Source organism: Corallococcus sp. AB032C, from assembly GCF_003668935.1.
In the GTDB taxonomy this organism is placed as follows: domain Bacteria; phylum Myxococcota; class Myxococcia; order Myxococcales; family Myxococcaceae; genus Corallococcus; species Corallococcus exiguus.
The window spans coordinates 19244-40901 of the sequence record NZ_RAWP01000078.1; the positions used below are offsets into that span (position 1 = coordinate 19244).

The 21658-nt window shown below is 69.7% G+C and carries 22 protein-coding genes; 4 read left to right on the forward strand and 18 right to left on the reverse strand.

The genetic code is table 11. The annotated features are described in order from the left end of the window. Positions 1-2: 2 nt before the first annotated feature. From D7X99_RS28690 to D7X99_RS28745, 12 genes are all read right to left on the reverse strand, one after another. A complete protein-coding gene (locus D7X99_RS28690) occupies positions 3-590 on the reverse strand; it encodes a hypothetical protein (RefSeq protein WP_121780573.1) in 588 nt (195 codons plus the stop codon). Then, positions 587-901 (reverse strand): PqqD family protein, encoded by a 315-nt coding sequence (locus D7X99_RS28695; protein ID WP_121780574.1) that lies wholly within the window; start codon positions 899-901, stop codon positions 587-589. Before D7X99_RS28695 ends, D7X99_RS28690 begins: the two co-directional genes overlap by 4 nt. Further along, complete coding sequence (locus D7X99_RS28700) at positions 898-1308, reverse strand: S24/S26 family peptidase (protein ID WP_346728410.1); 411 nt, start codon at positions 1306-1308, stop codon at positions 898-900. The genes D7X99_RS28695 and D7X99_RS28700 overlap by 4 nt, the downstream gene beginning before the upstream one ends. A gap of 173 nt (positions 1309-1481) precedes the next feature. Then, positions 1482-2744, reverse strand: coding sequence for a histidine--tRNA ligase (gene hisS, locus D7X99_RS28705; protein ID WP_211486292.1), 1263 nt, complete (start codon positions 2742-2744; stop codon positions 1482-1484). Positions 2745-2770: 26 nt separating this feature from the next. Then, positions 2771-3613, reverse strand: coding sequence for an archaetidylserine decarboxylase (gene asd, locus D7X99_RS28710; protein WP_121780576.1), 843 nt, complete (start codon positions 3611-3613; stop codon positions 2771-2773). Positions 3614-3644: 31 nt separating this feature from the next. Continuing rightward, positions 3645-4319: a hypothetical protein gene (locus tag D7X99_RS28715; RefSeq protein ID WP_121780597.1), complete on the reverse strand. Its 675-nt coding sequence runs from the start codon at positions 4317-4319 to the stop codon at positions 3645-3647. A gap of 102 nt (positions 4320-4421) precedes the next feature. Beyond that, entirely contained in the window at positions 4422-5153 is a 732-nt protein-coding gene (locus tag D7X99_RS28720) for a metallophosphoesterase (protein WP_120526312.1), read from the reverse strand. A 7-nt stretch (positions 5154-5160) separates the two neighbouring features. Then, positions 5161-5499 carry a TIGR02266 family protein gene (locus D7X99_RS28725; protein ID WP_120577481.1) on the reverse strand — a complete coding sequence of 113 codons (339 nt, stop codon included), beginning with the start codon at positions 5497-5499 and terminating at the stop codon, positions 5161-5163. Positions 5500-5660: 161 nt separating this feature from the next. Next, on the reverse strand, positions 5661-6590 hold the full coding sequence (locus D7X99_RS28730; RefSeq protein WP_121780577.1) for a PfkB family carbohydrate kinase: 930 nt from the start codon (positions 6588-6590) through the stop codon (positions 5661-5663). A gap of 127 nt (positions 6591-6717) precedes the next feature. Continuing rightward, on the reverse strand, positions 6718-8247 hold the full coding sequence (locus tag D7X99_RS28735) for an MlaD family protein (RefSeq protein ID WP_121780578.1): 1530 nt from the start codon (positions 8245-8247) through the stop codon (positions 6718-6720). Between the two features lie 119 nt (positions 8248-8366). Beyond that, positions 8367-9104: an ABC transporter ATP-binding protein gene (locus tag D7X99_RS28740; protein WP_120596393.1), complete on the reverse strand. Its 738-nt coding sequence runs from the start codon at positions 9102-9104 to the stop codon at positions 8367-8369. A gap of 35 nt (positions 9105-9139) precedes the next feature. After that, complete coding sequence (locus tag D7X99_RS28745) at positions 9140-9955, reverse strand: ABC transporter permease (protein WP_120577466.1); 816 nt, start codon at positions 9953-9955, stop codon at positions 9140-9142. Between the two features lie 235 nt (positions 9956-10190). Between D7X99_RS28745 and D7X99_RS28750 the strand changes: the two genes are divergently transcribed. From D7X99_RS28750 to D7X99_RS28760, 3 genes are read left to right on the forward strand one after another with little or no spacing between them, the layout of a single operon-like run. After that, positions 10191-10754, forward strand: a complete 564-nt coding sequence (locus tag D7X99_RS28750) for a hypothetical protein (RefSeq protein WP_121780579.1) — start codon at positions 10191-10193, stop codon at positions 10752-10754. A 45-nt stretch (positions 10755-10799) separates the two neighbouring features. Next, positions 10800-12206 (forward strand): hypothetical protein, encoded by a 1407-nt coding sequence (locus tag D7X99_RS28755; RefSeq protein ID WP_121780580.1) that lies wholly within the window; start codon positions 10800-10802, stop codon positions 12204-12206. Next, positions 12203-13042: a hypothetical protein gene (locus D7X99_RS28760; RefSeq protein WP_158627087.1), complete on the forward strand. Its 840-nt coding sequence runs from the start codon at positions 12203-12205 to the stop codon at positions 13040-13042. Before D7X99_RS28755 ends, D7X99_RS28760 begins: the two co-directional genes overlap by 4 nt. Before the next feature lie 9 nt (positions 13043-13051). Here the strand turns inward: D7X99_RS28760 and D7X99_RS28765 are convergent, their stop codons facing one another. Genes D7X99_RS28765 through D7X99_RS28790 form a run of 6 tightly spaced genes read right to left on the reverse strand, consistent with a single transcriptional unit; the run spans position 13052 to position 19878 of the window. Next, complete coding sequence (locus tag D7X99_RS28765; RefSeq protein WP_121780582.1) at positions 13052-13753, reverse strand: RluA family pseudouridine synthase; 702 nt, start codon at positions 13751-13753, stop codon at positions 13052-13054. After that, positions 13750-15243: a pitrilysin family protein gene (locus tag D7X99_RS28770; RefSeq protein WP_121780583.1), complete on the reverse strand. Its 1494-nt coding sequence runs from the start codon at positions 15241-15243 to the stop codon at positions 13750-13752. Before D7X99_RS28770 ends, D7X99_RS28765 begins: the two co-directional genes overlap by 4 nt. A 5-nt stretch (positions 15244-15248) precedes the next feature. Further along, entirely contained in the window at positions 15249-16589 is a 1341-nt protein-coding gene (locus tag D7X99_RS28775; protein ID WP_121780584.1) for a pitrilysin family protein, read from the reverse strand. A 27-nt stretch (positions 16590-16616) separates the two neighbouring features. Next, on the reverse strand, positions 16617-17276 hold the full coding sequence (locus D7X99_RS28780) for a response regulator transcription factor (protein WP_120577480.1): 660 nt from the start codon (positions 17274-17276) through the stop codon (positions 16617-16619). 5 nt (positions 17277-17281) lie between these two features. Then, positions 17282-19558: a serine/threonine-protein kinase gene (locus D7X99_RS43235; protein WP_199756372.1), complete on the reverse strand. Its 2277-nt coding sequence runs from the start codon at positions 19556-19558 to the stop codon at positions 17282-17284. After that, entirely contained in the window at positions 19555-19878 is a 324-nt protein-coding gene (locus D7X99_RS28790) for a hypothetical protein (protein ID WP_121780585.1), read from the reverse strand. Before D7X99_RS28790 ends, D7X99_RS43235 begins: the two co-directional genes overlap by 4 nt. Positions 19879-19963: 85 nt before the next feature. Between D7X99_RS28790 and D7X99_RS28795 the strand changes: the two genes are divergently transcribed. Continuing rightward, entirely contained in the window at positions 19964-21658 is a 1695-nt protein-coding gene (locus D7X99_RS28795) for an HAD-IG family 5'-nucleotidase (protein ID WP_121780586.1), read from the forward strand.

Genomic DNA, 21658 nt, shown 5'->3' on the forward strand with positions numbered 1-21658 from the left:
CGTCACGGCTCCAGGGTGAAGGACGTGGCGGCCAACTGCACCCCATCCAGGAAGAAGCGCACCTGCCAGGTGCCCGTCATGCGCGTCATGGACACCGGCGTGCCCGCCACCGGCAGCGAATAGCGCAGCGTGCGCGTCTCCTCCGGTGGCGCCTCCACCGTCGCGCTCCGCTTCTCGTACGGACGCCCGTCTGGCGCGATGAACTCCACGTCCACCTGGCCCTTGTTCCGCACGCCGCTCACCACGAAGTCCACGTCCACCTGCAGCACCTCGGACAGGGCCGTGGGCTGGGAGCCCACGACCTCCGCGCTCCCGGTCGGGGGCGGCAGCGGCACCGGCGGCGGCTCCTCCTCCACGACCTCGTCCGGAGGCGGCTCTTCCGGAGGCGGCTCTTCGCCCGTGGGGGCAGCAGGCGGCGGCCGGGCAACGCTCCCGCCACCGGCCAGCACGTCCGTTGGATCCACGGGGGTGACGGAGCCGCTGCCCTGCCCCGGCTTCACGGCCGACGGCGGCGGCAGGGGAGATACCCCTTCCGAGCACGCCGACAGCACCATCGCTCCCGCCAGCACGGCCACGAGCGCCCGCATCATGTCTCCTCCAGAGGCGCGGCACCGGCCGGCGCGCGCACTTCGTCCAACAGACCTCGCCGCTGGAGTTCCTCCAGGAAGCCCAGCGTGTCGGCCAGCACCGGACCGACGTCGGTCGAAAACTCGGAAGCCACCTGCTCCGCCACCGCCCGGGCCGTGCGCTTTCCGTCGCACAGCGCCCAGATGCGCGCCGCCGTCGGGTTGAGCCCGCGCAGCGTGCGCCCCTCCGCGTCCAGCACCAGGAAGTCCGCGCCGAAGCCCTCCCCCGAGGTCCCCAAACGCTTCCGGGGAACGCTGCCTTCCTGAAAGCTCATGCGCGGCCCGTCCTTCCCAGCCACGCAGCCACCTGGCGCTTCAGCGTCGCGCGCCAGCGACCCAGCCGCTGGGGCCCCACGTCCCAACGGTCCATCTCCAGCAGCGTGCCGCCCCGGCGCACACGCCGCGCCCGCCCGAGGATACGGACGAGAGGCAGCGGCGGATCTTCCATGGCGCCATTGTCCCCACGAAGCGCACAGAGGCTGCCGTCGCACCAACGCACCCGGTGCAGCACCAGCGAGGACTCGAAGCGCGCCAGCACCACCTCACCCGGGCGCGGCGCCTCCCTCAGCGGCTCCACCTCCGCCACGTCACCCGCCCGCAACGACGGCCACATGCTGTCCCCGGCGACGGGGATCCAACGTGGGCCATCGATCATGGAAACGGGCTGGGGAGCGCTCGACATTGCGGATGGAATCTTACTCCACCCTCTCAATGTCCGCGAATCTCCGAGGCCTCAATCCCCCAGCGATTCCCAGGACTTACGCTGCTTAACACCTTTACTCCCGGGTTTTCTGGGAAGACGGGCCGCCCCCCTCCCCTCCGGCCTGGCGCGTCATGCCGGAGGGGGCGGTTGGATCAGGCCGCGGGGGCCGGAGCCGGGGCATCCGGCTGCGCGCGCACGGTGGCGGCGACGCTGTCGAGCGCCACGGGAACGGGCTCACCCCCCGCCATGGGCTTGAGCTTCGCCTGGCCGCTGGTGCGCTCCTGCTCGCCCAGCACCAGCGTGAAGCGGGCACCGGACTTGTCCGCGCGCTTCATCTGGCTCTTGAGGCTGCCGCCGCGCGTGTCGAAGTCCACCTTGAGGCCTTCGCGGCGCAGGCGGCTGGCGAGCTTCAGGCCCTCGTCCTGCGAGCCCTCGTCCGCCACGGCGATGAACAGGTCCGGCCGCTGGGTGAACGTCTTGCCGCTCTCCTTCAAGAGCAGCACCAGCCGGTCCAGGCCCATGGCGAAGCCCACCGCGGGCACGTCCGGCCCGCCCAGGCCCTTCATCATCTTGTCGTAGCGCCCGCCGCCGCCCACCGTGCTGGCGGTGCCCAGCGCGGGGTGCGAGGCGATGAACTCGAAGACCGTGCGCGTGTAGTAGTCCAGGCCGCGCACCAGCCGGTGGTTCACCACGTAGCGGATGCCCAGCACGCCCAGCTTGCGCTGCAGGTCCGTGAAGTGCGCGCGGCACGGCTCACAGAGGAACTCCAGCACGTTGGGCCCGGCTCCGGCCACCGCCTGGCACTTCTCGTTCTTGCAGTCCAGGACGCGCAGCGGGTTGCGCTCCAGCCGCTGCTGGCAGTCCGCGCACAGCTCTTCTTTGTGCGCGTTGAGGTACTCCACCAGCTTGGCGTGGTACGCGGGCCGGCAGTTGTCGTCGCCCAGCGAGTTGATGTTCAGGGTGACGTCCGTGAGGCCCAGGGCCTCCAGGAACTGCACCACCACGTCCATCAACTCCGCGTCCTGCGCGGGCTCCTTGGCGCCGTAGGCCTCCGCGCCAATCTGGGAGAACTGACGGTAGCGGCCCGTCTTCATCCGCTCGTAGCGGAACATGGGCCCCATGTAGAACCAGCGCGACACCGGCTCCTGGTTGTTCACCGAGTGCTCGATGTACGCGCGCGCCGCGGGCGCGGTGCCCTCCGGACGCAGGGACAGGCTGCGTCCGCCCTTGTCCTCGAAGGTGTACATCTCCTTGCCGACGATGTCCGTCTCCTCGCCCACGCTGCGCACGAAGAGGGCCGTGTCCTCCACCATCGGCGTGCGCACCTCGCCGTAGCCGAAGCGGCCGAACAACGTGCGCGCGGTCGACTCCACGAACTGCCAGACCTCAATCTCGCCCGGCAGAAGGTCGTTCATCCCCTTCACGCCGTTGATCTTCTGGCTCACGTGATGACTCCGATACGCGTGCCCATGCGAACCACCGCCTCCGGCTGCATGCTGTCGTCCCAACGCACGCGGCCGGGCTCGAAGCAGAGGATGACGGTGGAGCCCATCTCGAAGCGGCCCAGCTCGCCGCCCTTCTCCACCGGGATGCCCGCGCCGTAGTTGTGCACCTTGCCGGGCTGGCCCACGTGCGTGGTGATGTCCTCGTAGGACGCCTTGATGCGGGACACGCAGGTGGCGCCCACCTTCACCACCGCCACCTTGCCGGCCACGGTGTCCAGGTACGTGACGAGCCGCTCGTTCACGCAGAACAGCGACTGCTTGTTCTTCACCGACGCGGGGTTCACCGGCCAGAACTCACCCGGGATGTACGCGTACCCGGTGATGGTGCCGCCCAGCGGCGCGTGGATGCGGTGGTAGTCGCGCGGGGACAGGTACACCGTCGTCCAGGCGCCGCCGTGGAAGGGCTTCGCCGCCTGCGAGTCCCCCAGGAGCTCGTCCACCGTGTACTCGATGCCCTTGGCCTGCAGGCAGCGGCCGTTGTCCGCGTAGCCCACCTGGGACACCCGGCCGTCCACCGGGGACACGACAATCTTCTCGCCGGCGTCCACCGGGCGCAGGCCCGGCTTCAGGCCGCGGGTGAAGAACTGGGCGAAGGTCGGGTACTTCTCGAAGGAGTGCTCCGCCTCCTCCATGTCCACGTTGTACGCCTTGGCGAAGGTGCGCATGGCCCAGTGGTGCACCGGCGCGGGCGCGGGCAGGCGCGTGGCCAGCCCCACCGCGGAGGACACCGCCGACTTGGGGAGCACGCGCATCAACTTCATGAAGGTCTGTTCGTTCATCGAAGGTCGTCAGCTCTTGAAAGAGAGAAGTTCAACGCCCGCCATCGTCCACGGGCACCGTGCCGCCGTCCTCATAACGGCGCACGGTCCGCACGGCGCTCTTGGGTAACAGCGCCAGCACACGGCCGTCTTCAACCAGCAGCACGGAGTCCCGGTGAGAGGGGTACCCCAGCTGGCAGGACGCCCGGTCGCTCAGCTGCCAGGTGTCCCGCATCCCCCGCCCCTCCACGGTCACGGCCGTGCCGCGGGTAAAGCAGCCCTCGAAGCCGGCCACCAGCTCGGAGGCCGGGGTGCCCGTCTGGGGCCCGGCAATCACCCCGGCGTCCGCCGGCCCGGCGTCCACCGGCTCCGCCGCCACGGGCTCGGCCTGGCGCGGAAGGTCCGTCGAGGAGGGGTCCATCGTGGGCAGCGCGCTGGCGCTGGCCACCGCGCGGCGCTGGTCCTCCTGGGACGCCTGCATGCGCGTGCGGCCCTCCTGGATGCGCTGGAGCAGGGACTGGGACGCGAGGGAGTCCACGCTGTCCGCGGGCACGCGCTGCAACTGCGCCTCAATCTCCCCGATGGAGGGGTCCAGGTACGCGTCGTCCAGCTTCTGGGCGTAGAGCGCCGTCCACCGGCGGCTGGCCTGCTCGAACTCGGGCGAGGGCGGCGCGGGCGAGCGGCTGCATCCGGCGGCGAACAGGAAGGCTGCGAGGCCAAGGCCCATGAAGGGCCGCTTCGAACGGGGGACCTGGGGGCGCACAGCCCCGGTTTATGCCACCTTCCGTCCGGCCGCGCCCCTTTTCCGCACGGGCGCGGGCAGGTCCGCCTACACGCCCAGGAACAGCCGCTTGCCGAAGTTGAGCGCCAGGTCCGCGTCGAAGATCTTCTGCGCGGAGGTCTCGATGTCGTACTCCACGCGCAGATACTCCACCGTGCGCGCGTCCGTGTCGCAGATGACGAAGCAGGCCCGGTTGTCGTAGTCGCGCGGCTGGCCCACGCTCCCCACGGACACGATGTACTTGTAGCCCTTGCGCAGCACGAACTTCTGCGCCACCACGTCGTTCACCTCGCCGTTGCCAATGGCGAACGCGCGGCACAGGTGGCTGTGGCCAATGAAGGTGACTTCCGGAAGCTCCGCCACGTACGGCGTCAGCTCCCGCGCCTGCTCCAGCGCGAAGATGTACTCGTACGCCTTCGGGTCGATGGGCGAACCGTGGCAGAAGCCCACCTCGCCAATGCGGTACGTGTACGGGAGGCTGCGCAGCCAGGCCAGGTTCTCGTCGGAGATGACGTTGGCGCTCCAGTCGAGCGCGTGCCGGGCGGCGTCGTAGTAGTACGAGTAGTCCATCCGCCCCGCCACCGCCGCGTCGTGGTTGCCCAGCAGCGTGATCTCCGCCACCGAGCGCACCAGGTCGCAGCACGGGTTGGGGGACGCCCCGTAACCGACGATGTCCCCCAGCGACACGAAGCGGTCCACCTTCTGGTGCTCCGCCACCCTCAGCACCTCCGTGAGGGCCTCGATGTTGGAGTGGATGTCGGAGATGACGGCGATGCGCATGGGAACCCTAGGGGTGGGTTTGCTGCTGGGAGATGATGCGCCGCAGACTCGTCAGCGCGTCCGCGTCCAACGCTTCGAATCTCAGGCCCATGCCCGGAGGGCGGCCGGCCGGCTGCACTTCCTGCCGCAACCAGACGACCGTGGCCTGCGCCTGCAACTGCGTGTCCGTCGCCTGCTGGGTGAGCCGAACCTGCGTCCGCGTCCCCGCCGCCAGCGGGGTGCTCGTCCTCAAGAAGAGGCCGCCCTCGCTCAGGTTGGCGATGCGTGCATACAGGGTCACGTTCTCACCCTCGCACCAGCAGCGCAGGTGGGTGCCGACCCGCGCGTACTTTCGATTGTCGCTCAACCCGGGGACCTCCCGACGTGGCAACTTCCCGTCCACGTCGGCGCTGAAAAAGGACGTCCGCACCGGATTTGTTCATCCACTGCGTCCGCCCGAGCCTAGGAAGGGTGGGTGCGGCCCGTCAAGTTCCACACCGGACCTTCCGTCCCCTCGCCCGTGCTCCCCTACCCGCCCAGCGGGCCCAGGTCGTCGAAGTGGGTGAGCTTCTTGAACTCGGCGAAGCGGGCGTGGATCTCCGGGCGCTGCACCTCGCGCAGGCGCTCCAGGCTGAACTTCTCCACGGTGAAGGACGCCATCACGCTGCCCATGACCATGGCCTTGCGCAGCACCTGCTGATCCACCTTGCCGGAGCCGGAGCTGGCCAGGGTGCCCATGAAGCCGCCAGCGAAGGTGTCACCCGCGCCGGTGGGGTCGAACACCTCCGACAGGGGGAAGGCCGGGCAGGCGAAGATGTGGTCCTGGTCGAAGAGGAGCGCGCCGTGCTCGCCGCGCTTGATCACCACGCGGGACGGGCCCATGGCCAGGATGGCGCGGGCGGCCTTCACCACGTTGTGCTCGCCGGACAACTGGCGCGCCTCCGCGTCGTTGATGAAGAGCAGGTTCACGCGCTGGAGCGTCTTGAGCAGCGCGGGGCGGCTGCCCTGGATCCAGAAGTTCATCGTGTCCGCGGCCACCAGCTTGGGCGACTTCACCTGGTCCAGCACGCGCGACTGGAGCTCCGGGTGGATGTTGCCCAGGAAGACGTAGGGCGTCTCGCGGTAGGCGGCCGGCAGGTTGGGCGAGAAGGACTCGAAGACGTTGAGCTGGGTGTCCAGCGTCTGCGCCTCGTTGAGCTCCCAGCCGTACTTGCCCTTCCAGCGGAAGGTGCGGCCGGCCTCACGGGTGAGCCCCTCCAGGTCGATTCCGCGCCCGCGCAGGAACTGCAGGTGCGCCTCCGGGAAGTCCTCGCCAATCACCGCCACCAGCTGAACGGGGCTGAAGAAGGACGCGGACGTGGAGAAGTAGGTGGCCGAGCCACCCAGCACGTCCTCCTTCTTGCCGAAGGGCGTTTCCAGCGAGTCCAGCGCGATTGAACCGACGACGAGCAGAGACATGAAGGCTTCTTCCTGGGGGTGACCCGGCGCGGGTACGGCATCGCGTCAGGGCACGGCGCATTCCAGGGGAAACCCCGTGCCCGTGCCGGGTACGACACCTTCCCGGTAACGTCAAGGGGACAACGGTCTAGAAGGTCGGGATGCCCGTGGCGGTGATGAGGGACTTCAGGTCGTCGTCGGTGAAGAAGAAGCCCGCGCCGAAGAAGAAGTCTCGGCCGGCGATCAGGCGCCGGGTCGCCGCGTCGCGCTGCCTGGCGTTGAGGATGTCGTCCATGCCCGCCATGACGTACAGGTGGTCGAACGCCTGGGCCTTCAGCATGGCGCGCAGGCGCGGGTAGCGCAGCTCGTCCGCGGTGAAGTTGAACGCGTCCATCTTCAGGGTCAGCACGTCGTCGAAGAGGTGCAGGTCCGCGCCCACACCGCCCGTGGATTCGATGAGGCCCACGCGCAGGGTGGTGAAGTAGTAGCGCTTGGCGAACTGGAGGCTGACCTTGAAGGACTCCTTGGTCACCTTCTGCGTCTGGATGACCGGGTCCCCTTCCGACGGCGGGTTCGTCTGCACCACCTGCGTGCTGACGGAGCCGCGCGGGTCGTCGATGATCTCCAGCAGGTAGTACTTGTCCGGCTTGGGGATGAGCTTCAGCGTCAGGCCGTTCTTCGACGCACCCTGGGACAGCAGGTAGCTGCTGAACAGGCCCACCTCCGTCTGGAGGGTGCTCAGGCGGGTGGCGAACTCGCTGACGTCCGTGACGGCCTCGCTGAGGCGCTGACCCAGCTGCTCGTCGGTGAGCAGCGCCCCGGCGGCGCCCTCGCCGTCCTTCACCTTGCGGGTGATGTCCTCCAGGTTGGCCAGGGTGTTGTCCAGCCGGCCCAGCGTCTGCTTGAGGCTGGAGACGCTCTCCTTGAACTCCCCTTCCCCGCTGCCCACGATGTTCTTGACGGTGCCCAGCACCTCGCGGACGTCCTGGGTGATGCGCTCCACGTTGGTGACGATGCGCGTCACCTCCGCGCCGTTGCCCTGGGTGAGGGCGCGCACGTCGGAGGACACGCCCTCCACGTTCGCCATGATGGTGTCCAGGCGGTCCGTGTTGCGGCGCACCGTCGCGTCCACCGAGTCCGACAGGCGGACCAGGTTCTCCACGATGCGCTCCAGGCTGCCCGCGCCCTTCTCGCCGCCCAGCACCTCGCGCAGCGCGCCCGTCACCTGCTGGATGTCGGAGGTGATCTGCGACAGGGACTCGAAGACGGCCTCCACGCCCTGGGTGTCGATGACGCGGCGGATCTGCCCGCCGTTCTCCAGCTCAGGCGCCTGCTCCGTGCCGGGGTTCAGGTCCAGCAGGTAGTCGCCCAGCAGCGACTCCGAGCGCTTGGTGACCGCGGCGTCCTGGCGGATGTCCACGCCCTTGCGGATCTTCAGCCAGACCTTCGCGCGGGTGCCCTCCAGGCTGATGTCGCTGATCTCGCCCACGGGGATGCCGGCGATCTGCACGCGGCCGCGGACCGCCAGGCCGGACGCATCCCGGAAATAGGCCCACACCTTGGTGGAGTCTCTGTCGCTCAGTCCGCCCTTCGTGGCGAACAACACGAACGTGATGAGGAACCCACCGGCGGCGAGGACCAGCAGGCCAACACGGAAGGGCGTGACGAGCTTCTTCACCTGATGTGACTCCGAGCGCTACCACCGGCCGCGCGCGACTCTAACGATTTGCATGCCGGGTGCCAGCTTTTCATGAAGGGCTGGAATCCTTGGGGGACCGGTTTCCCTCCCCCAATGTCCTAGTTCTTGCCGAACCAGGTCTGGAGGAAGACCTGGACGGCCGGGTGCTGGGACGCCCGCAGCTGCTCCGGCGAACCGTGCTCCACGATGACGCCCTTGGACAGGAAGGCGATCTGGTTGGCCACGTTGAAGGCGGACGCGATGTCGTGGCTGATGACCACGCTGGTGACGCCCAGCTCCTTCTGCGCGGTGAGGATCATGTCGTCCACGGAGTCCGTGGTGATGGGATCCAGGCCGGTGGTGGGCTCGTCGTAGAGGACGACCTTGGGGTCCAGCACCACGGCGCGCGCCAGGCCCACGCGCTTGCGCATGCCGCCGGACAGGTCCGCGGGGAAGCGGCCCTCCACCTCGCGCTTGAGGCCCATGAGGTCCAGGCGCTTCCTCACCTGTTCGCGGATGGCGTCCTCCGGCAGCGACGTGTGCTGGCGCAGGGGGAAGGCGACGTTCTCGAACACCGTCATGGAGTCGAAGAGCGCGGCGGCCTGGAACACCATGCCGAAGCTGCGGCGCACCTGCTGCAGCCCCTCCACGCTCATGGGGACGATGTCCTGCCCGTCGATGATGACCTGGCCGCTGTCCGGCTTGAGCAGGCCGATCATGTGCTTCATCAACACCGTCTTGCCGGAGCCAGAGCCGCCCAGGATGACGCAGGTGCTGCCCGCGGGCACGGTGAGGTTGATGCCGGTGAGGACCTTGTTCCCCGCGAACGTCTTGTGCAGGTCCACGATGTCGATCATGGCCCGCGCGGATCCGGGCGGAGTCTGGGGGCCCATCAGTGCATCAACATGCCGACGATGAAGTCGAGGATGAAGATGGCCAGCGCGCTCGACACCATGGCCTCCGTGGTGGCCTGGCCCACGCCCTTGGCGCCGCCGGACGCGTTGTAGCCCTTGTAACAACAGATGAGGGCCACGGAGAGGCCGAAGATGGCGCCCTTGAGCAGGCCCTCGTAGATGTCCGCTGGCGCCATCCACTGCTGGGTGCGTGACAGGAACGTGCCGGGGGAGATGCCCAGGCCGAAGACGGCGACCACGTAGGCGCCGCTCATGCCCGTGGTGTTGAAGAGCATGGTGAGCGCGGGGACCATGAACAGGCCCGCGAGCACCCGGGGCACCAGCAGGTACTGCACCGGGTTGACGGCCATGGTCTCCAGCGCGTCCACCTGTTCGGTGACGCGCATGGTGCCCAGCTCCGTGCACATGGCGGAGCCGGCGCGCATGGTGACCATCAGCGCGGCGAATACGGAGGCCAGCTCGCGCGTGAGCGTCAGCGCGACGGTGGGGCCCACCAGGCTCTCCGCGTCGAACAGGGCGAAGGCCGTGGACGTCTGGAGGGCGAACACCATGCCGGTGAAGGTGCCGGTGAGCCCCACGATGAAGATGGAGCCCACGCCCACGAAGTCCAGCTGGGTGAAGAGGTTGTGCAGCCGGAACGGGCGGCGCACGCTCCAGCGGAAGACGTCCAGGCCCAGCGCGACCACGCCGCCAATGCTGCTGATGACGTCGATGATGCCCTTGCCGAGGCCCTCCACCGACTGGGTGAAGGCGCCGGTGAACCGGTTGGGTTTGCTGGGGGTCTCGGTGGTCATGCGTTCAGGCGGGCGACTCTACGTGCTCCGGACGGCGGCACAAGGGAACTGAGCGCGGGCCCATCCCACCCCCACCTCCATCGGCTGGTTGCCCGGGGGGCTCCCACGCGACGCGCAGGTGGGATGCGATGGGGCTTCCTCCGCCTGGGGTCGGCCGTTATGTTGCGCGGCCCTCTTTACTTCCACGCCCGGCGCGCCCTTCAGGGGAGTTGCCGGGCCAGAGCGACACGACAGCATGGCTACTCAGAAGGTCGGCGGCGAGGTGGATGCCCAGTGCACCCGCTGCAAGATGAATCTGGCGCACACCATCCTCGCGATGGTCGGTCCAAAGATCGTGCGCGTCCGCTGCAACACCTGCGGCGGGGACCACGCGTTCCGGGGCACCGCGGGCGTCACGGACCGCCCCACCAAGGCGTCCACCCGCGCCCCTCGCGCCGCATCCTCCGGCGGCTCGACCCGCGCGGAGAAGGTGGTCATCTCCTTTGACGAGCAGCTGGCGGGCAAGGACCTCGCGAGCGCGCCCAAGTACAGCCCCAAGGACACCTACAAGGTCGATCAGGTGCTCCACCACCCGACGTTCGGCGTGGGCCTGGTGACGGCGGTGCGCGGCGACAAGGTGGACCTCACCTTCCGCACGGACACCAAGACGCTGGTGCACGGCCGGGGCGGCGTTCCGGCGGACAGGCCTGTCTTCAGTCCGCCGACGAACAAGCACACCGGACCCGCGGACAAGCCCCAGGCCGAGCTGCCTCCGGACGAGGAAGCCGCCGCTGAGACTTCCCTGCCTTCCGGGGATTGACCCGGAGGCCGGAGCGGCGGTCAACTGGGACGCTGGGTTTCCCGTATGCGTCCGCCGCTCCATCTCGCTGTCTGCCTGCTGATGCTGGGTGCCGCCGTCGCACGGGCGGAACCGCCGGAGGTGGAGGCGACGCCCGGGCGCGTGGTGCTCGGGGAGGACGTCACCGTGGAGGTGCGGGTGCGGGTGCCGAAGGGCGCCGGCCCCGTGCGCGCGGCGGCCTCCTCCGGCACCTGGGAGCAGACGCGGGTGGAGGGCGGCGCCGAGCGCGTCTTCCACTGGTCGCCTCCGCCGGTGCGCTACCCGCTGTGGGCGGTGCTCGCGTTCTGGGTGGAGGACGGCCGCGCGCCGGAGGTCACCACCGTGCGGCTGCCTCTGTTGGGACGCACCACGCTGGACGTGTCCACGGCGCCGGGCGCGGAGGTGGTGGTCGCGGTGGGCGACGCGCGCTTCGGCCCCGTGAAGGCGGATGGGCACGGCAATGCACAGGTGCCCGTGGAGGTGCCGCCGGATGCGACGGAGGCGCGCGTGCTCGCGACCCGGGGCACGCTCACCACGGATCGCCGCGCGCCGCTGGAGGTGCCCGCCGCGCGTCCGCTCGTCGCCGCGCTCACGCCGGATCCGCTGCCCACGGAGGGCGGTGGCTGGCTGATCATCGCGGGTGACGAGGAGCGGATCTCCGCCTCGGAGCTGACCGTGGAGGCAGCGGGCGCCACCGTGAAGCCGGTGGATCCGGAGCGCGCTCGCTACACGGTGCAGCCGCGCGCGGACGCGACGGATGTGTCCGTCTCCGTGCGCTGGAGTGATGCGCCCGTCGAGGACGCGGTGCGGATTCAAGGCGCGGTGAAGCCCGGCGCCGCACAGCCCGAGGAGGGGGGGATCATCGTCCCGGACACTCCCTCCGTTCGCCGTGCGCACTATGTCCGGGGCCCGGTGCCACGGACGTCGCTGTTCCTCCTGGGCGGTGCCGCGTTCGCGAGCGGCGCCAATGGTGGGCCACTGCTGGGGCTGGGCGTCTCCGTGCCGCTGCCGGTGTGGTACTGGCGCGTGGCGGCGGAGGCGGAGGTGGGCCTTCGTCACGCGAGCCTGGATGGACAGCAGGGAGACACGCAGGTGCACTCGCGCGTGTGGGGGATTCCCCTGCTTTTGTCCGCGCGGGTCACCCTTTTCCAACGTGGCTCCTTTCAGCTGGACGGCCGTGCAGGCGGCGGCGTGATGGCTTTGAGCCATCACCTGTCGACGCAAGGCATTGAGGCCGGGGACGTCTTTCCTGACGCCGTGGATGAGCGCAGAGTGCGCGCCATGGGATTCCTGGCCGCGCAGGGCGCGTATGGCTTTGGTCGCTGGAGCATCCTCACGGAGGTGCGCGCGGCATTGGCGCCGGTGGAGACACCGTCGCTGCGCGCCGAACTGGGCGGCGTATCCGTGTCCGCGGGGCTGAGGTTCGCTCCGTGATGCGCGCGGGCCTGGCCGCGGTGGGAATGGCGGCGCTGGCGTGGGCCTGCACGGGCGATCCGGCGGCGTTGCCTCCGCCCACCATCGTCGGCGTGGAGCCCGCGACGCTGCCGGTGAACGCGAAGGACGAAGACGTCACCGTGCGGTTCGACGCGCGCTACAGCGTGGCCGTGGACTACGGCGCGGAGAAGGTGGATGCGCGCATGGGTTCAGGCCGCATCTGGATGGATGAGAAGGAAGCGACGGTGTCGCGCTTCGACCCGGCGGGCGTCGCCATCGTGACGGTGCCCCGGGGGCTGGGCGCGGGCGCGCACGCGGTGCGCCTGCAATTGGATGACGGGCGCGAGGCGGTGGCTGAAGGCGCCCTCACCCTGCGTCCTCCGGGACAGGAAGTCACCGAACCGCCCCTCACCGAGGACGGGGGCATCCTCATCCTCACCGACGCGGGGCCCATCTACGGCGACTTCGACGGCGGGGTCGACACCACGGACGGCGGCCAGCAGGTGGACGCGGGCCCCGGGCCGGATGTGCCGATGCGCGAGGGCGACATCACGGGCTTCAGCTTCGACGAAATCGAAGGCACGCGCGTGAGCCGGACGTCCTTCGCCATCACGGTGCGCGCCCAGGGCCCGAGGGCCGGGCACTTCCAGGGCTCGGTGGAGCTGAGCGCGTCGCGCGGCACGGTGTCGCCCACCAAGATTGGCCCCTGCGAGGTCGGCGTGTGCAACGCGAACGTCGTCCTGGACGCGCCCGCAGGCAACGTGCGCATCACCGCGAGGGACAGCTTCGGAGTGACGGGCGAGTCCAACACGTTCCGGCTGGAGCCGTACAAGTAGCGCCGCGCCTCACCCCGCCGCGCGCAGCAACTCCAACGTGCGCTGCATGTCCGCGGGCAGCGGCGCATCCACTCCGCGCGCTGGCAGCCCGGGCAAAGCGGGCCACTCCACGCGAGCCGCATGCAGCGGCGTCCGGGTCAGCACCTCCTGGGTCCCCTGCCCTCCCAGGTCGCCTTCCGTGAGTGGAGCCTCCCTGCCGTACTGGTGGTCCACGAGCAGCGGATGCCCCAGGGACAGCAGGTGCACGCGGATTTGATGCGTGCGGCCCGTCAGCGGCTCCGCCTCCACCAGCGACGCGCTCGCGAAGGCCTCCACCGGGCGCACCCGCGTGCGTGATGGCTTCGCGTCCGGCTCCTCCGGCTTCGCCACGCGCATGCGCCCCTTGCGGCCGGCGACGAGCGGCGCGTCCACCATCTGGGGCGCCTCCAGCCGGCCCTCGACCAGGGCGCGGTAGCGCTTGCGCACCTTGCCCGCCTCGAAGGCCTGGGACAGCGCGCGGTGCACGTCCGCGTCCAGCGCGAACACCAGCGCGCCGGACGTGTCGCGATCCAACCGGTGCACCACGTAGACCTTGCGGCCCAGGTGGGCTTCCAGCGTGTCGCGCAGGGACGCGCCGCCCTCGCGGCCGGGGATGACGAGCACCCCGGCCGGCTTGTCCACCACCATCACGCCCGCGCCCTCGAAGAGGACGCGGGGAACGTCACCGCTCATTCGTAGTCCGACGCCGGCACGACGGTGATGGGACCCAGCCCTTCCAGCAGCGGCTTGACCTCCGACGCCTTGCCCAGCACGACGATGACGGGCCGGTCCGCGAACGCGTACTTCTTCGACGCCGCGGCCACGTCCCTGGGCGTCACCGCGCGCAGCCGGTCGCGGAACTTCTCCACCCAGTCATCGCCCAGGCCGTGCATGCGCATGTCCCCGATGACGGAGGCCACGGACTCGTTGGTCTCCGTGCGCAGCGGATACAGGCCGGCCAGGTAGCTCTGCGCGTCCTTCAGCTCGCGGGGCTTGAGGCCGCCGTCGCGCACGCCGTGGATCTCCTTCAGCGCCACGTCGATGATCACCCGCGTGGACGCCGTCTTCGTGAACGTGGACAGCGCGAAGATGCCGCCCGCGCTCATCGTGTCGAAGTAGGAGCTGACGCCGTAGGTGAGGCCCCGGTTGACGCGGATCTCGTTCATCAGCCGCGACGTGAAGCCGCCGCCCAGCGCGATGTTCATCGCCGTGGCCGGGAAGTAGTCCTCGTGGCCCAGCCAGAAGCCGGGGCCGCCCAGGCGCACCTGCGACTGCGTCTGGTCCGGCTTGTCCACCAGCAGCACCGTCCCGGCCTTCGCCAGCGGCTCCTGCTTGCGGGGCAGCATCGGATCCGCGTCGGGGCCGCCCGTCCAACCGGCGAAGGCGCGCTCGGCCTCCGCGGCCACGGTCGCCGGGTCGATGGCGCCCACCACCGTGAGCAGGGAGATCCGGGGCCCCATGCACTCGGCGTGGAAGCGGACCAGGTCGTCGCGGGTGAAGGTGGACACGGTGCGCTTGTTGCCGCCCAGGTCGCGCCCGTACGGATGGTCACCCCAGATGGCGCGCGTGAAGGCGCGGTCCGCGATGGAGGAAGGGTCATCCAGGTCGTTGGCGAACTGCGCCAGCGCGCGCTCCCGGGCGTCCACGACCTCCTTCTCCGGGAACGTGGGCTCACGCATCACCTGCCCCAGCACGTCCAGCATCGCGGAGAAGTGCTCCGCCGGCGTGGTGAGATAGACGGACAGCACGTCCTCGTTGACGCCCGCGTAGAGGCTGGCGCCCACGAACTCGATGGCTTCACTGATGCCATCCGCGTCCGTGCGCTTCGTGCCCCGGCGCAGCAGCCGCGCGGTGAAGTCCGCCAGGCCGTCCTTGCCCTGCGGGTCCCACACGCCGCCCGCGCGCATCACCAGCCGCACGGAGACCAGCGGCAGCGGCCCGCGCTCGGCGGCGATGACCCTCAGGCCCGTGGACGTGGTGCTCTCATGCAGCGCGGGCAGCTTCAGCTCGCCGGTGGCGGCGGACTTCGGCGCCGTCGCGGCCTTCACCAACTTCTTGGCTCGGGCCGGGACTGCCTTCTTCACCTGCGCGACCTTCTTGCGCGCGGCGGTGGCCTGCTTGCGCACGGCCTTGGCGGCCTTGCGGACGGTGTTCTTCACTTTGGCGATCTTTCGGGAGGCCATGGGTCTCAAGCCTCCGCCGCTTCGTCACCGGTCTCTTCGGCGCCGGCTTCGGGATGGAGGGTGACCACCGAGCGGCGCTCGGGGGCGAAGTACTTCGCGGCCACGGACTTCACCTGCTCCGCAGTGACGGACGCGTAGAAGGTCGGCAGGGACAGGCCCTCGCGCCAGTCGCCCAGCAGGGCCTCGTAGTGGCCCAGGGCGTGCCCACGGCCGCTGTTGGTGGACAGCTCCCGCAGGTGGTCCGCGCGCAGGTTGTTCTTCGCCTTCTGCAGCTCCTTCTCGGTGACGCCATCGCGCGCCAGCTTCTCCAGCTCCGCGTACAGCAGGGCCTCCACCTTCGCGGCTTCGGAGTCCGGCTTGAGCTCCAGGTAGAACAGGATGGTCCCCGGGTCGATGCGCCAGCTCCAGTCGAGCATCACCGACACGGCGGCCTTCTGGTCATACACGAGGGACTTCACCAGCCGGCTGCCCTCGCCCTTGGTGAGGATGTACTGGACCACGTCCAGCACCAGCGTGTCCTCGTTGCTGGCCGCGGGTCCGCGGAAGCCGATCATCACCGACGGCGACTGCGCGGGGTGGCGCACCACGGCGCGGCGCTCGCCCTTCTGCTCCGGCTCCGCGTTGAGCACCGGCGCGGGCGAGGGGCCGCGCGGGATGTTGCCGTAGTAGCGCTTCACCAGCGCGAGCGTCTTCTTCGGGTCGATGTCCCCGGCGATGTAGAGCACCGCGTTGTTGGGCGCGTAGTACGTGCGGAAGTACTCCTGGCAGTCGTCGCGGGTGATGTTCTCGATGTCCGCCATCCACCCGATGACGGGCCAGCGGTACGCGTGCGCCTTGTAGACGAGCGTGCCCAGCTCCTCGTCCATCATGCCGGGGATTTCGTTGTCCACGCGGACGCGGCGCTCCTCCATCACGACCTGGCGCTCGCTGGCCAGCGTCTGGTCGGAGATGCGCAGCGAGCGCATCCGGTCCGACTCCAGGTCGAGCACCGTCTCCAGCGCGTCCGCGCTGAAGTCGTCGTAGTACACGGTCATGTCATTGGACGTGTACGCGTTGGAGCGGCCGCCGTTGGACTCCAGCGTCTTGTCGAACATCTTGGGGCCGTACTTCTTCGCCCCGTTGAACATCATGTGTTCGAACAGGTGGCTGATGCCGGTGATGCCGGGCCGCTCGTTGCGGCTGCCCACCTGGAAGAAGGTGTAGAGGCTGACCACCGGGGCCTGATGGTTCGCCAGCAGGCGGACCTTGAGGCCGTTGGGCAGGGTTGCCTCGTGAACGTCGAAGAGTGCGGCGAGCGTGGGGTCCACCGCGCGCACCGCGGTGGACCGCGGGGATGCCTTGGACATAGGTGCCACACCGTAACCACGGCGCGGCTAGAGATCCACGACACCTTGACGCAGGGCCATCACCACCGCGTCCACATGGGAGTTGACGCCCATCTTCCGGTAGATATGCGACAGGTGCGTGCGCACCGTGCGCCGCTCCAGCGTCATCACCCGCCCCACCTCCGCGTTGGACAGGCCCTTGGCCACGTAGCGAAGGACGTCCAGCTCCACGTCCGTCAGACCCCAGGGCAGCTCGGCGGGCTTCTGGGCGGGCCTGGCTTGGATGGACTGGAAGTAGTTCCAGAAGCGCCGGGCGATGATGGGCTCCAGCACGGTGCCCCCGTCCATGACCTCCTGGATGCCGGAGCGGATCTTCTCCGGCCCCACCCGCTTCACCAGGTAGCCGGACGCGCCCGCCTGGATGGCCTCGTAGACCTTCTGCTCGTCCTCGAAGGACGTGAGGATGAGGATCTCCACCTCCGGGGCGCGGCGCTTGACCTTCTGGGTCACCTGGATGCCGTTGAGGCTGGGGAGCTCCAGGTCCAGCAGGACGAGCTGCGGGCGTTCGCGGACGATGTCGTCCACCGCCTGCTCGCCGTCCTGGGAGGTGCCCACGACCTCCAGCTCCGGAAAGGTGCCCAGCACCTTGACCAGGTTCTTCAGGAGCTGGGGCTGGTCCTCGACGACGAAGATGCGCGTGCGCTCCACGAAACTCACCGCCTGGTGGGGGGAGGCTGGAACTGTTCGTCCAGCTTCTGGTGCTGGCCCCGCGAGAAGCGGAGCTGGAAGTCCTTCTGCTCACCGGTGGAGATGGCCACCACGCGGATGTCGCGAGTGCCCGCGCGGACCGGGTAGTTCAGCAGCGGCGTCGTGCGGCGCACCTTCGCCCCGTCGATGAAGACGTTCGCCGGCAGGTTCGTGCGCAGCGTGAGGAACGCGCGCTGGTTCTTGGGAGGAACGCCGGGCTCGGCGGTGTCCTCCCCCGCTTCCTCGTCCTCGATGTCCCGTGCGCCGGGGTTGGGCGGCGGAGCGGGCGGAGGAGGCGCGATGGGCTTCAGCGCGGACGGGTTCTCGGATGGCGCCTGTGTGCCGTTCGCCGAGGGCGCGTTCGGGTCGTAGCGGGGCAGCTCCGGTTCCTGCACCGGCTCCAGGCCCAACCGCCACGCGGCGACGGCGAACATGAACAGGCCCACCACGGCGATGCCACCCGCGATGAAGAGCAGCCGCTTGCGGCGGGTCCCGGCGTCCACCGCGCCCATGCGCGGCGTCTCCACGGTGTCGAAGCGCTGGTGCACCGGCAGGTGCCGGTCCGACGGCGCGGGCTCCGCCATGTCGGTGCGCACGCGGCCTTCCGCCTTCGGAGGGGCCATGCGGCGCTCCGAGCGGGGTTCGGCGGGAAGGGCTTCGGCGGCTTCTGCGCGGCCCCGGCGCTCCTGGCGATCGGCGGCAGCGGGGGCCGGCGACGGTGCTCCGCCGCCAGCAGGAAGGATCGCCGTCTCCTGGCCGGGAGCCCTACCCCCGGCCCCCTTCGCGGGGCGCAGGGCCGGGCGCTTCGGCGGTTCTTCTTCCTCGCTCGGGGACTGGCCGGGACGCATGGCGGCGCGACGGCCGGTGGGCACGGGCGGATCGTCGTCCCCGAGGGCCGGCCCGGGCCGCATGGCGGCGCGGCGGCCGGTGGGCACGGGAGGTTCGTCGTCCCCGAGCGGCGGTCCGGAGAAGTCCTCGATGACCTTCACGCGAGGATTGCGTCCCGCGCGCGCTGACGCCGGGCTGTCCGGGCGGCGGGACTTCTGCGCGAGCACACCAGGCGGCGCATCCCAGCCCTGCTCCAACGGCCCCGCGGGCGAAAGTTCGGTGCTCCGCACTTCACCTGCCTGCTCGGGCTCGTCGTCCATGGGTGCGTCGTCATCCGACGCGTAGTCCTCGGGACGGAACTCCTCGAAGCCGGGCGCGGCCTCCTGCGTCTCGGCGGACGCCTCCTTCTCCGTGGGCGCGCGGCTGTACGGCGCGCGCTGGACGATGGAGGCCTCGTACTCCTCCGCGTGCAGGTCCTCCATCTCCGCGCCAGAGACGGCCTCCAGCTGAAAGGGCTCGGCGAACGGGACGGGCCCGGGGGCCGCGATGCTCACCTCGTTGGGGAACAGCTCCGACACGAAGCGCGCCACCTCCTCCGCGCCGGGCAGGCCACCGCCCGCGGAGAGGAAGTTGCGCAGGGCCTGGGCGAACTCGCCGCACGAGCGGAAGCGCCGCTGGGGCGCCGGATCCAACGCGCGCATGATCGCCGGATCCAGCCGCGAGTTGATCCGCCGATCCAACCGGCTGGGCGGAGGCAGCGCCTCGCGGCGGGTGCTCACGCCGCTGCCGGGCACCACGGCCTCGCGCAGGGTGAGCAGCTCGTACGCGATGGCGCCCAGCGAGTACACGTCGGACGCCTCCGTGGCCGTCTCCCCGCGGGTGACTTCCGGTGCCCGATACGCGCTGCGGCCCCGGTGCGCGAACGTGCGCTTGAGCTGGGGCACGGACAGCAGCGCCTGGAGCGCGCCGAAGTCGCAGATGGCCGGGAAGCCGTCGCGGGCCAGGAGCACGTTGCCAGGGGTGATGGCGCCGTGGACGACGCCCGCGTCGTGCGCGAGCTGCACGGTCTCCAACAGCTGGATGACGATGGACAGCGCCACCGTGGGCGGCAGCAGCACCTCTTTCGTATTGAGGCGCTGGAGCGCGACGCCCAGAGTGAAGCCGTCCACGTCCTCGCGCACCACGGCGAGCCGCTGGCGCACGAAGCCCACGTCCACGACGTGGAGGAGGCCCGGGTGGCGCACGGGCTGGAGCAGCCGCACCGTCTCCGCCACCGAGCGGGCATAGGCGGGGTCGGAGGTGCGCGGCAGGAAGAGCTTCACCGCGACGGGGATGGAGGGCAGCAGCAGGGACTCGTACAGCTCCGCGAGGTCTCCTGCCTCCGTGCGGCCGATGAGCCGGTACGTCCCGCTCATCGGGTCTTCCGGGGCGACTTGGGCCCACTGGCGCGGCGGCGGGTCACGGCGGCGAACATGAAGCCACACCACACGCACGACTCACCGCGCCGTCCACGGGGCAGCTCCAGGGTGCAGCCAGGGCAGCGGGGCCGGGGCCGGGCGGTGCGGACGGTGGCGGCGGAGGCGCTGGCCCGGGTGCGGACGAGGGGCGGCTTTCGGGCCTCCAGGGCGAGCCGGGCCTCCAGACGGCGCACCCGGTCCTCCAACGCGGTGATGCGAGCGGCCAGGCGCGCGTGGAGGTCCTCGGCGGAAGCCGGGGATGGACGTGGGGTGCGCATCGTTGGACAGAGCGTGCCAGCCCCGTGCGAAGCCCGCAAGGACGCGGGCTAAGGGCATGCGGCGCGTGTTATGTCTTGAGGTCCCGTGTCGCCCATACTCTCCCCTGCCAGGCCCATCCCGGGCGGACCCTCCGTGGATCCGCTGCACGGGAGTTTCCGTTCCTCCATCAGCCGCGAGCGCGCCGACGACGCGGCCCGCCGGGCGAGGGACTTGCTCACCGACGACGTGCTCGGCCGGCTGCTCACCACGCCGCGTGAGGCCACGGACCAGGTGCCGCATTCGCGGGACGTGTTCGTCAACCGCAACCTGCGCATGGACCACATCGAACTCATCGGGTTCGACATGGACTACACGCTGGCCATCTACCACATGCGCCGGCTGGAGCAGCTGTCGTTCGACATGACGCTCGCGAAGCTGATCAGCGAGTACGGCTATCCGCCGTTCGTGGGCGGCCTGCTCTACGACCACCACTTCGTGATGCGCGGGTTGGCGGTGGACCGCGTCAACGGCAACGTCCTGAAGATGGACCGCTTCGGTCACGTGGGGCGCGCGTATCACGGCCTCAGGCCGCTGAAGCGCGACGCGTGGAAGGAGCTGTACCGCAACAAGCGCGTGCGGCTGCGCAACCCGCAGTTCGCGTGGAACGACACGCTCTTCGCGTTGCCGGAGACGTGCCTGTATTCGGGCATCATCGAGCTGATGGAGTCGCTGGGGCACACCGTGAACTACGGCAAGCTCTACGACGACATCCGGGAAGCCATCGACACGGTGCACCGGGACAACTCGCTCAAGCGGGAGATCCGCAAGGACCTGACGCGCTACGTGTTCCTGGATCCGGAGCTGGGTCCGGCGTTGCACAAGCTGCGCTCCGGCGGGAAGAAGTTGTTCCTGCTGACGAACTCCGCGTGGGACTACACGAACGCGGTGATGCGCTACCTGCTGGAAGGGCAGCTGCCGGAGTACCCCAGTTGGCGCAACTACTTCGACTTCGTGGTGACGGCTGCGGGCAAGCCGGCCTTCTTCACGGAGGCCCGGCCGTTCCTGGAGCTGGACTCGTCCACGGAGGCCGGCAAGGTCGTGGGCGAGGCGAAGTCGCTGGAGCGCGGCACGGTGTACTCGGGCGGCAACCTGGCCCAGTTCGAGGAGTTCACCGGCTACCGGGGCGAGCACATCCTCTACGTGGGCGACCACATCTACGGCGACATCCTGAAGTCGAAGAAGTCGTCGCTGTGGCGCACGTGCATGATCGTCCAGGAGATCGAGGACGAGATCACCTACACCGACGCGCGGCGCGAGGAGATCGGCACGCTGTCGGAGGTGGAGCTGACGCGCGCGCGGCTGGACGACGAGGTGAACCACCGCAAGACGGTGCTGAACACCCTGGAGCGCAGGCTGGAGCGCGAGGAGCTGTCGGAGCCGGAGCGCCAGGAAGTGGAAGAGCTGCGCAAGAAGGTGAAGGCGGAGCTGGAGAAGCTGCGCCGGTCGCTGAAGGAGACCAACGGCATCGCGGACACGCTGGAGCGCGACGTCGAGGAGGGCTTCAATCCGTACTGGGGCCTGCTGTTCAAGGAGGGCAACGAGAACAGCCGCTTCGGCTACCAGGTGGAGCAGTACGCGTGTCTCTACACGAGCCGCGTGTCGAACTTCCTGCACCACTCGCCCATGCAGTACTACCGCTCGCCGCGCGACCTGATGGCGCACGAGCAGGCCGGCGCGCTGTCGAGCAAGTTGTCCCCGATGGGCAGTGAGGGTCCGCCGAAGGGGTCGGAGAAGGAATAG

Excerpts from the sequence above, each read along its gene's own strand:
- D7X99_RS28690 (WP_121780573.1), bottom strand. The coding sequence starts at position 590 with ATGATGCGGGCGCTCGTGGCCGTGCTGGCGGGAGCGATGGTGCTGTCG.
- D7X99_RS28695 (WP_121780574.1), bottom strand. The coding sequence starts at position 901 with ATGAGCTTTCAGGAAGGCAGCGTTCCCCGGAAGCGTTTGGGGACCTCG.
- D7X99_RS28700 (WP_346728410.1), bottom strand. The coding sequence starts at position 1,308 with ATGTCGAGCGCTCCCCAGCCCGTTTCCATGATCGATGGCCCACGTTGG.
- hisS (WP_211486292.1), bottom strand. The coding sequence starts at position 2,744 with ATGAACGACCTTCTGCCGGGCGAGATTGAGGTCTGGCAGTTCGTGGAG.
- asd (WP_121780576.1), bottom strand. The coding sequence starts at position 3,613 with ATGAACGAACAGACCTTCATGAAGTTGATGCGCGTGCTCCCCAAGTCG.
- D7X99_RS28715 (WP_121780597.1), bottom strand. The coding sequence starts at position 4,319 with ATGGGCCTTGGCCTCGCAGCCTTCCTGTTCGCCGCCGGATGCAGCCGC.
- D7X99_RS28720 (WP_120526312.1), bottom strand. The coding sequence starts at position 5,153 with ATGCGCATCGCCGTCATCTCCGACATCCACTCCAACATCGAGGCCCTC.
- D7X99_RS28730 (WP_121780577.1), bottom strand. The coding sequence starts at position 6,590 with ATGTCTCTGCTCGTCGTCGGTTCAATCGCGCTGGACTCGCTGGAAACG.
- D7X99_RS28740 (WP_120596393.1), bottom strand. The coding sequence starts at position 9,104 with ATGATCGACATCGTGGACCTGCACAAGACGTTCGCGGGGAACAAGGTC.
- D7X99_RS28745 (WP_120577466.1), bottom strand. The coding sequence starts at position 9,955 with ATGACCACCGAGACCCCCAGCAAACCCAACCGGTTCACCGGCGCCTTC.
- D7X99_RS28750 (WP_121780579.1), top strand. The coding sequence starts at position 10,191 with ATGGCTACTCAGAAGGTCGGCGGCGAGGTGGATGCCCAGTGCACCCGC.
- D7X99_RS28755 (WP_121780580.1), top strand. The coding sequence starts at position 10,800 with ATGCGTCCGCCGCTCCATCTCGCTGTCTGCCTGCTGATGCTGGGTGCC.
- D7X99_RS28765 (WP_121780582.1), bottom strand. The coding sequence starts at position 13,753 with ATGAGCGGTGACGTTCCCCGCGTCCTCTTCGAGGGCGCGGGCGTGATG.
- D7X99_RS28770 (WP_121780583.1), bottom strand. The coding sequence starts at position 15,243 with ATGGCCTCCCGAAAGATCGCCAAAGTGAAGAACACCGTCCGCAAGGCC.
- D7X99_RS28775 (WP_121780584.1), bottom strand. The coding sequence starts at position 16,589 with ATGTCCAAGGCATCCCCGCGGTCCACCGCGGTGCGCGCGGTGGACCCC.
- D7X99_RS43235 (WP_199756372.1), bottom strand. The coding sequence starts at position 19,558 with ATGAGCGGGACGTACCGGCTCATCGGCCGCACGGAGGCAGGAGACCTC.
- D7X99_RS28790 (WP_121780585.1), bottom strand. The coding sequence starts at position 19,878 with ATGCGCACCCCACGTCCATCCCCGGCTTCCGCCGAGGACCTCCACGCG.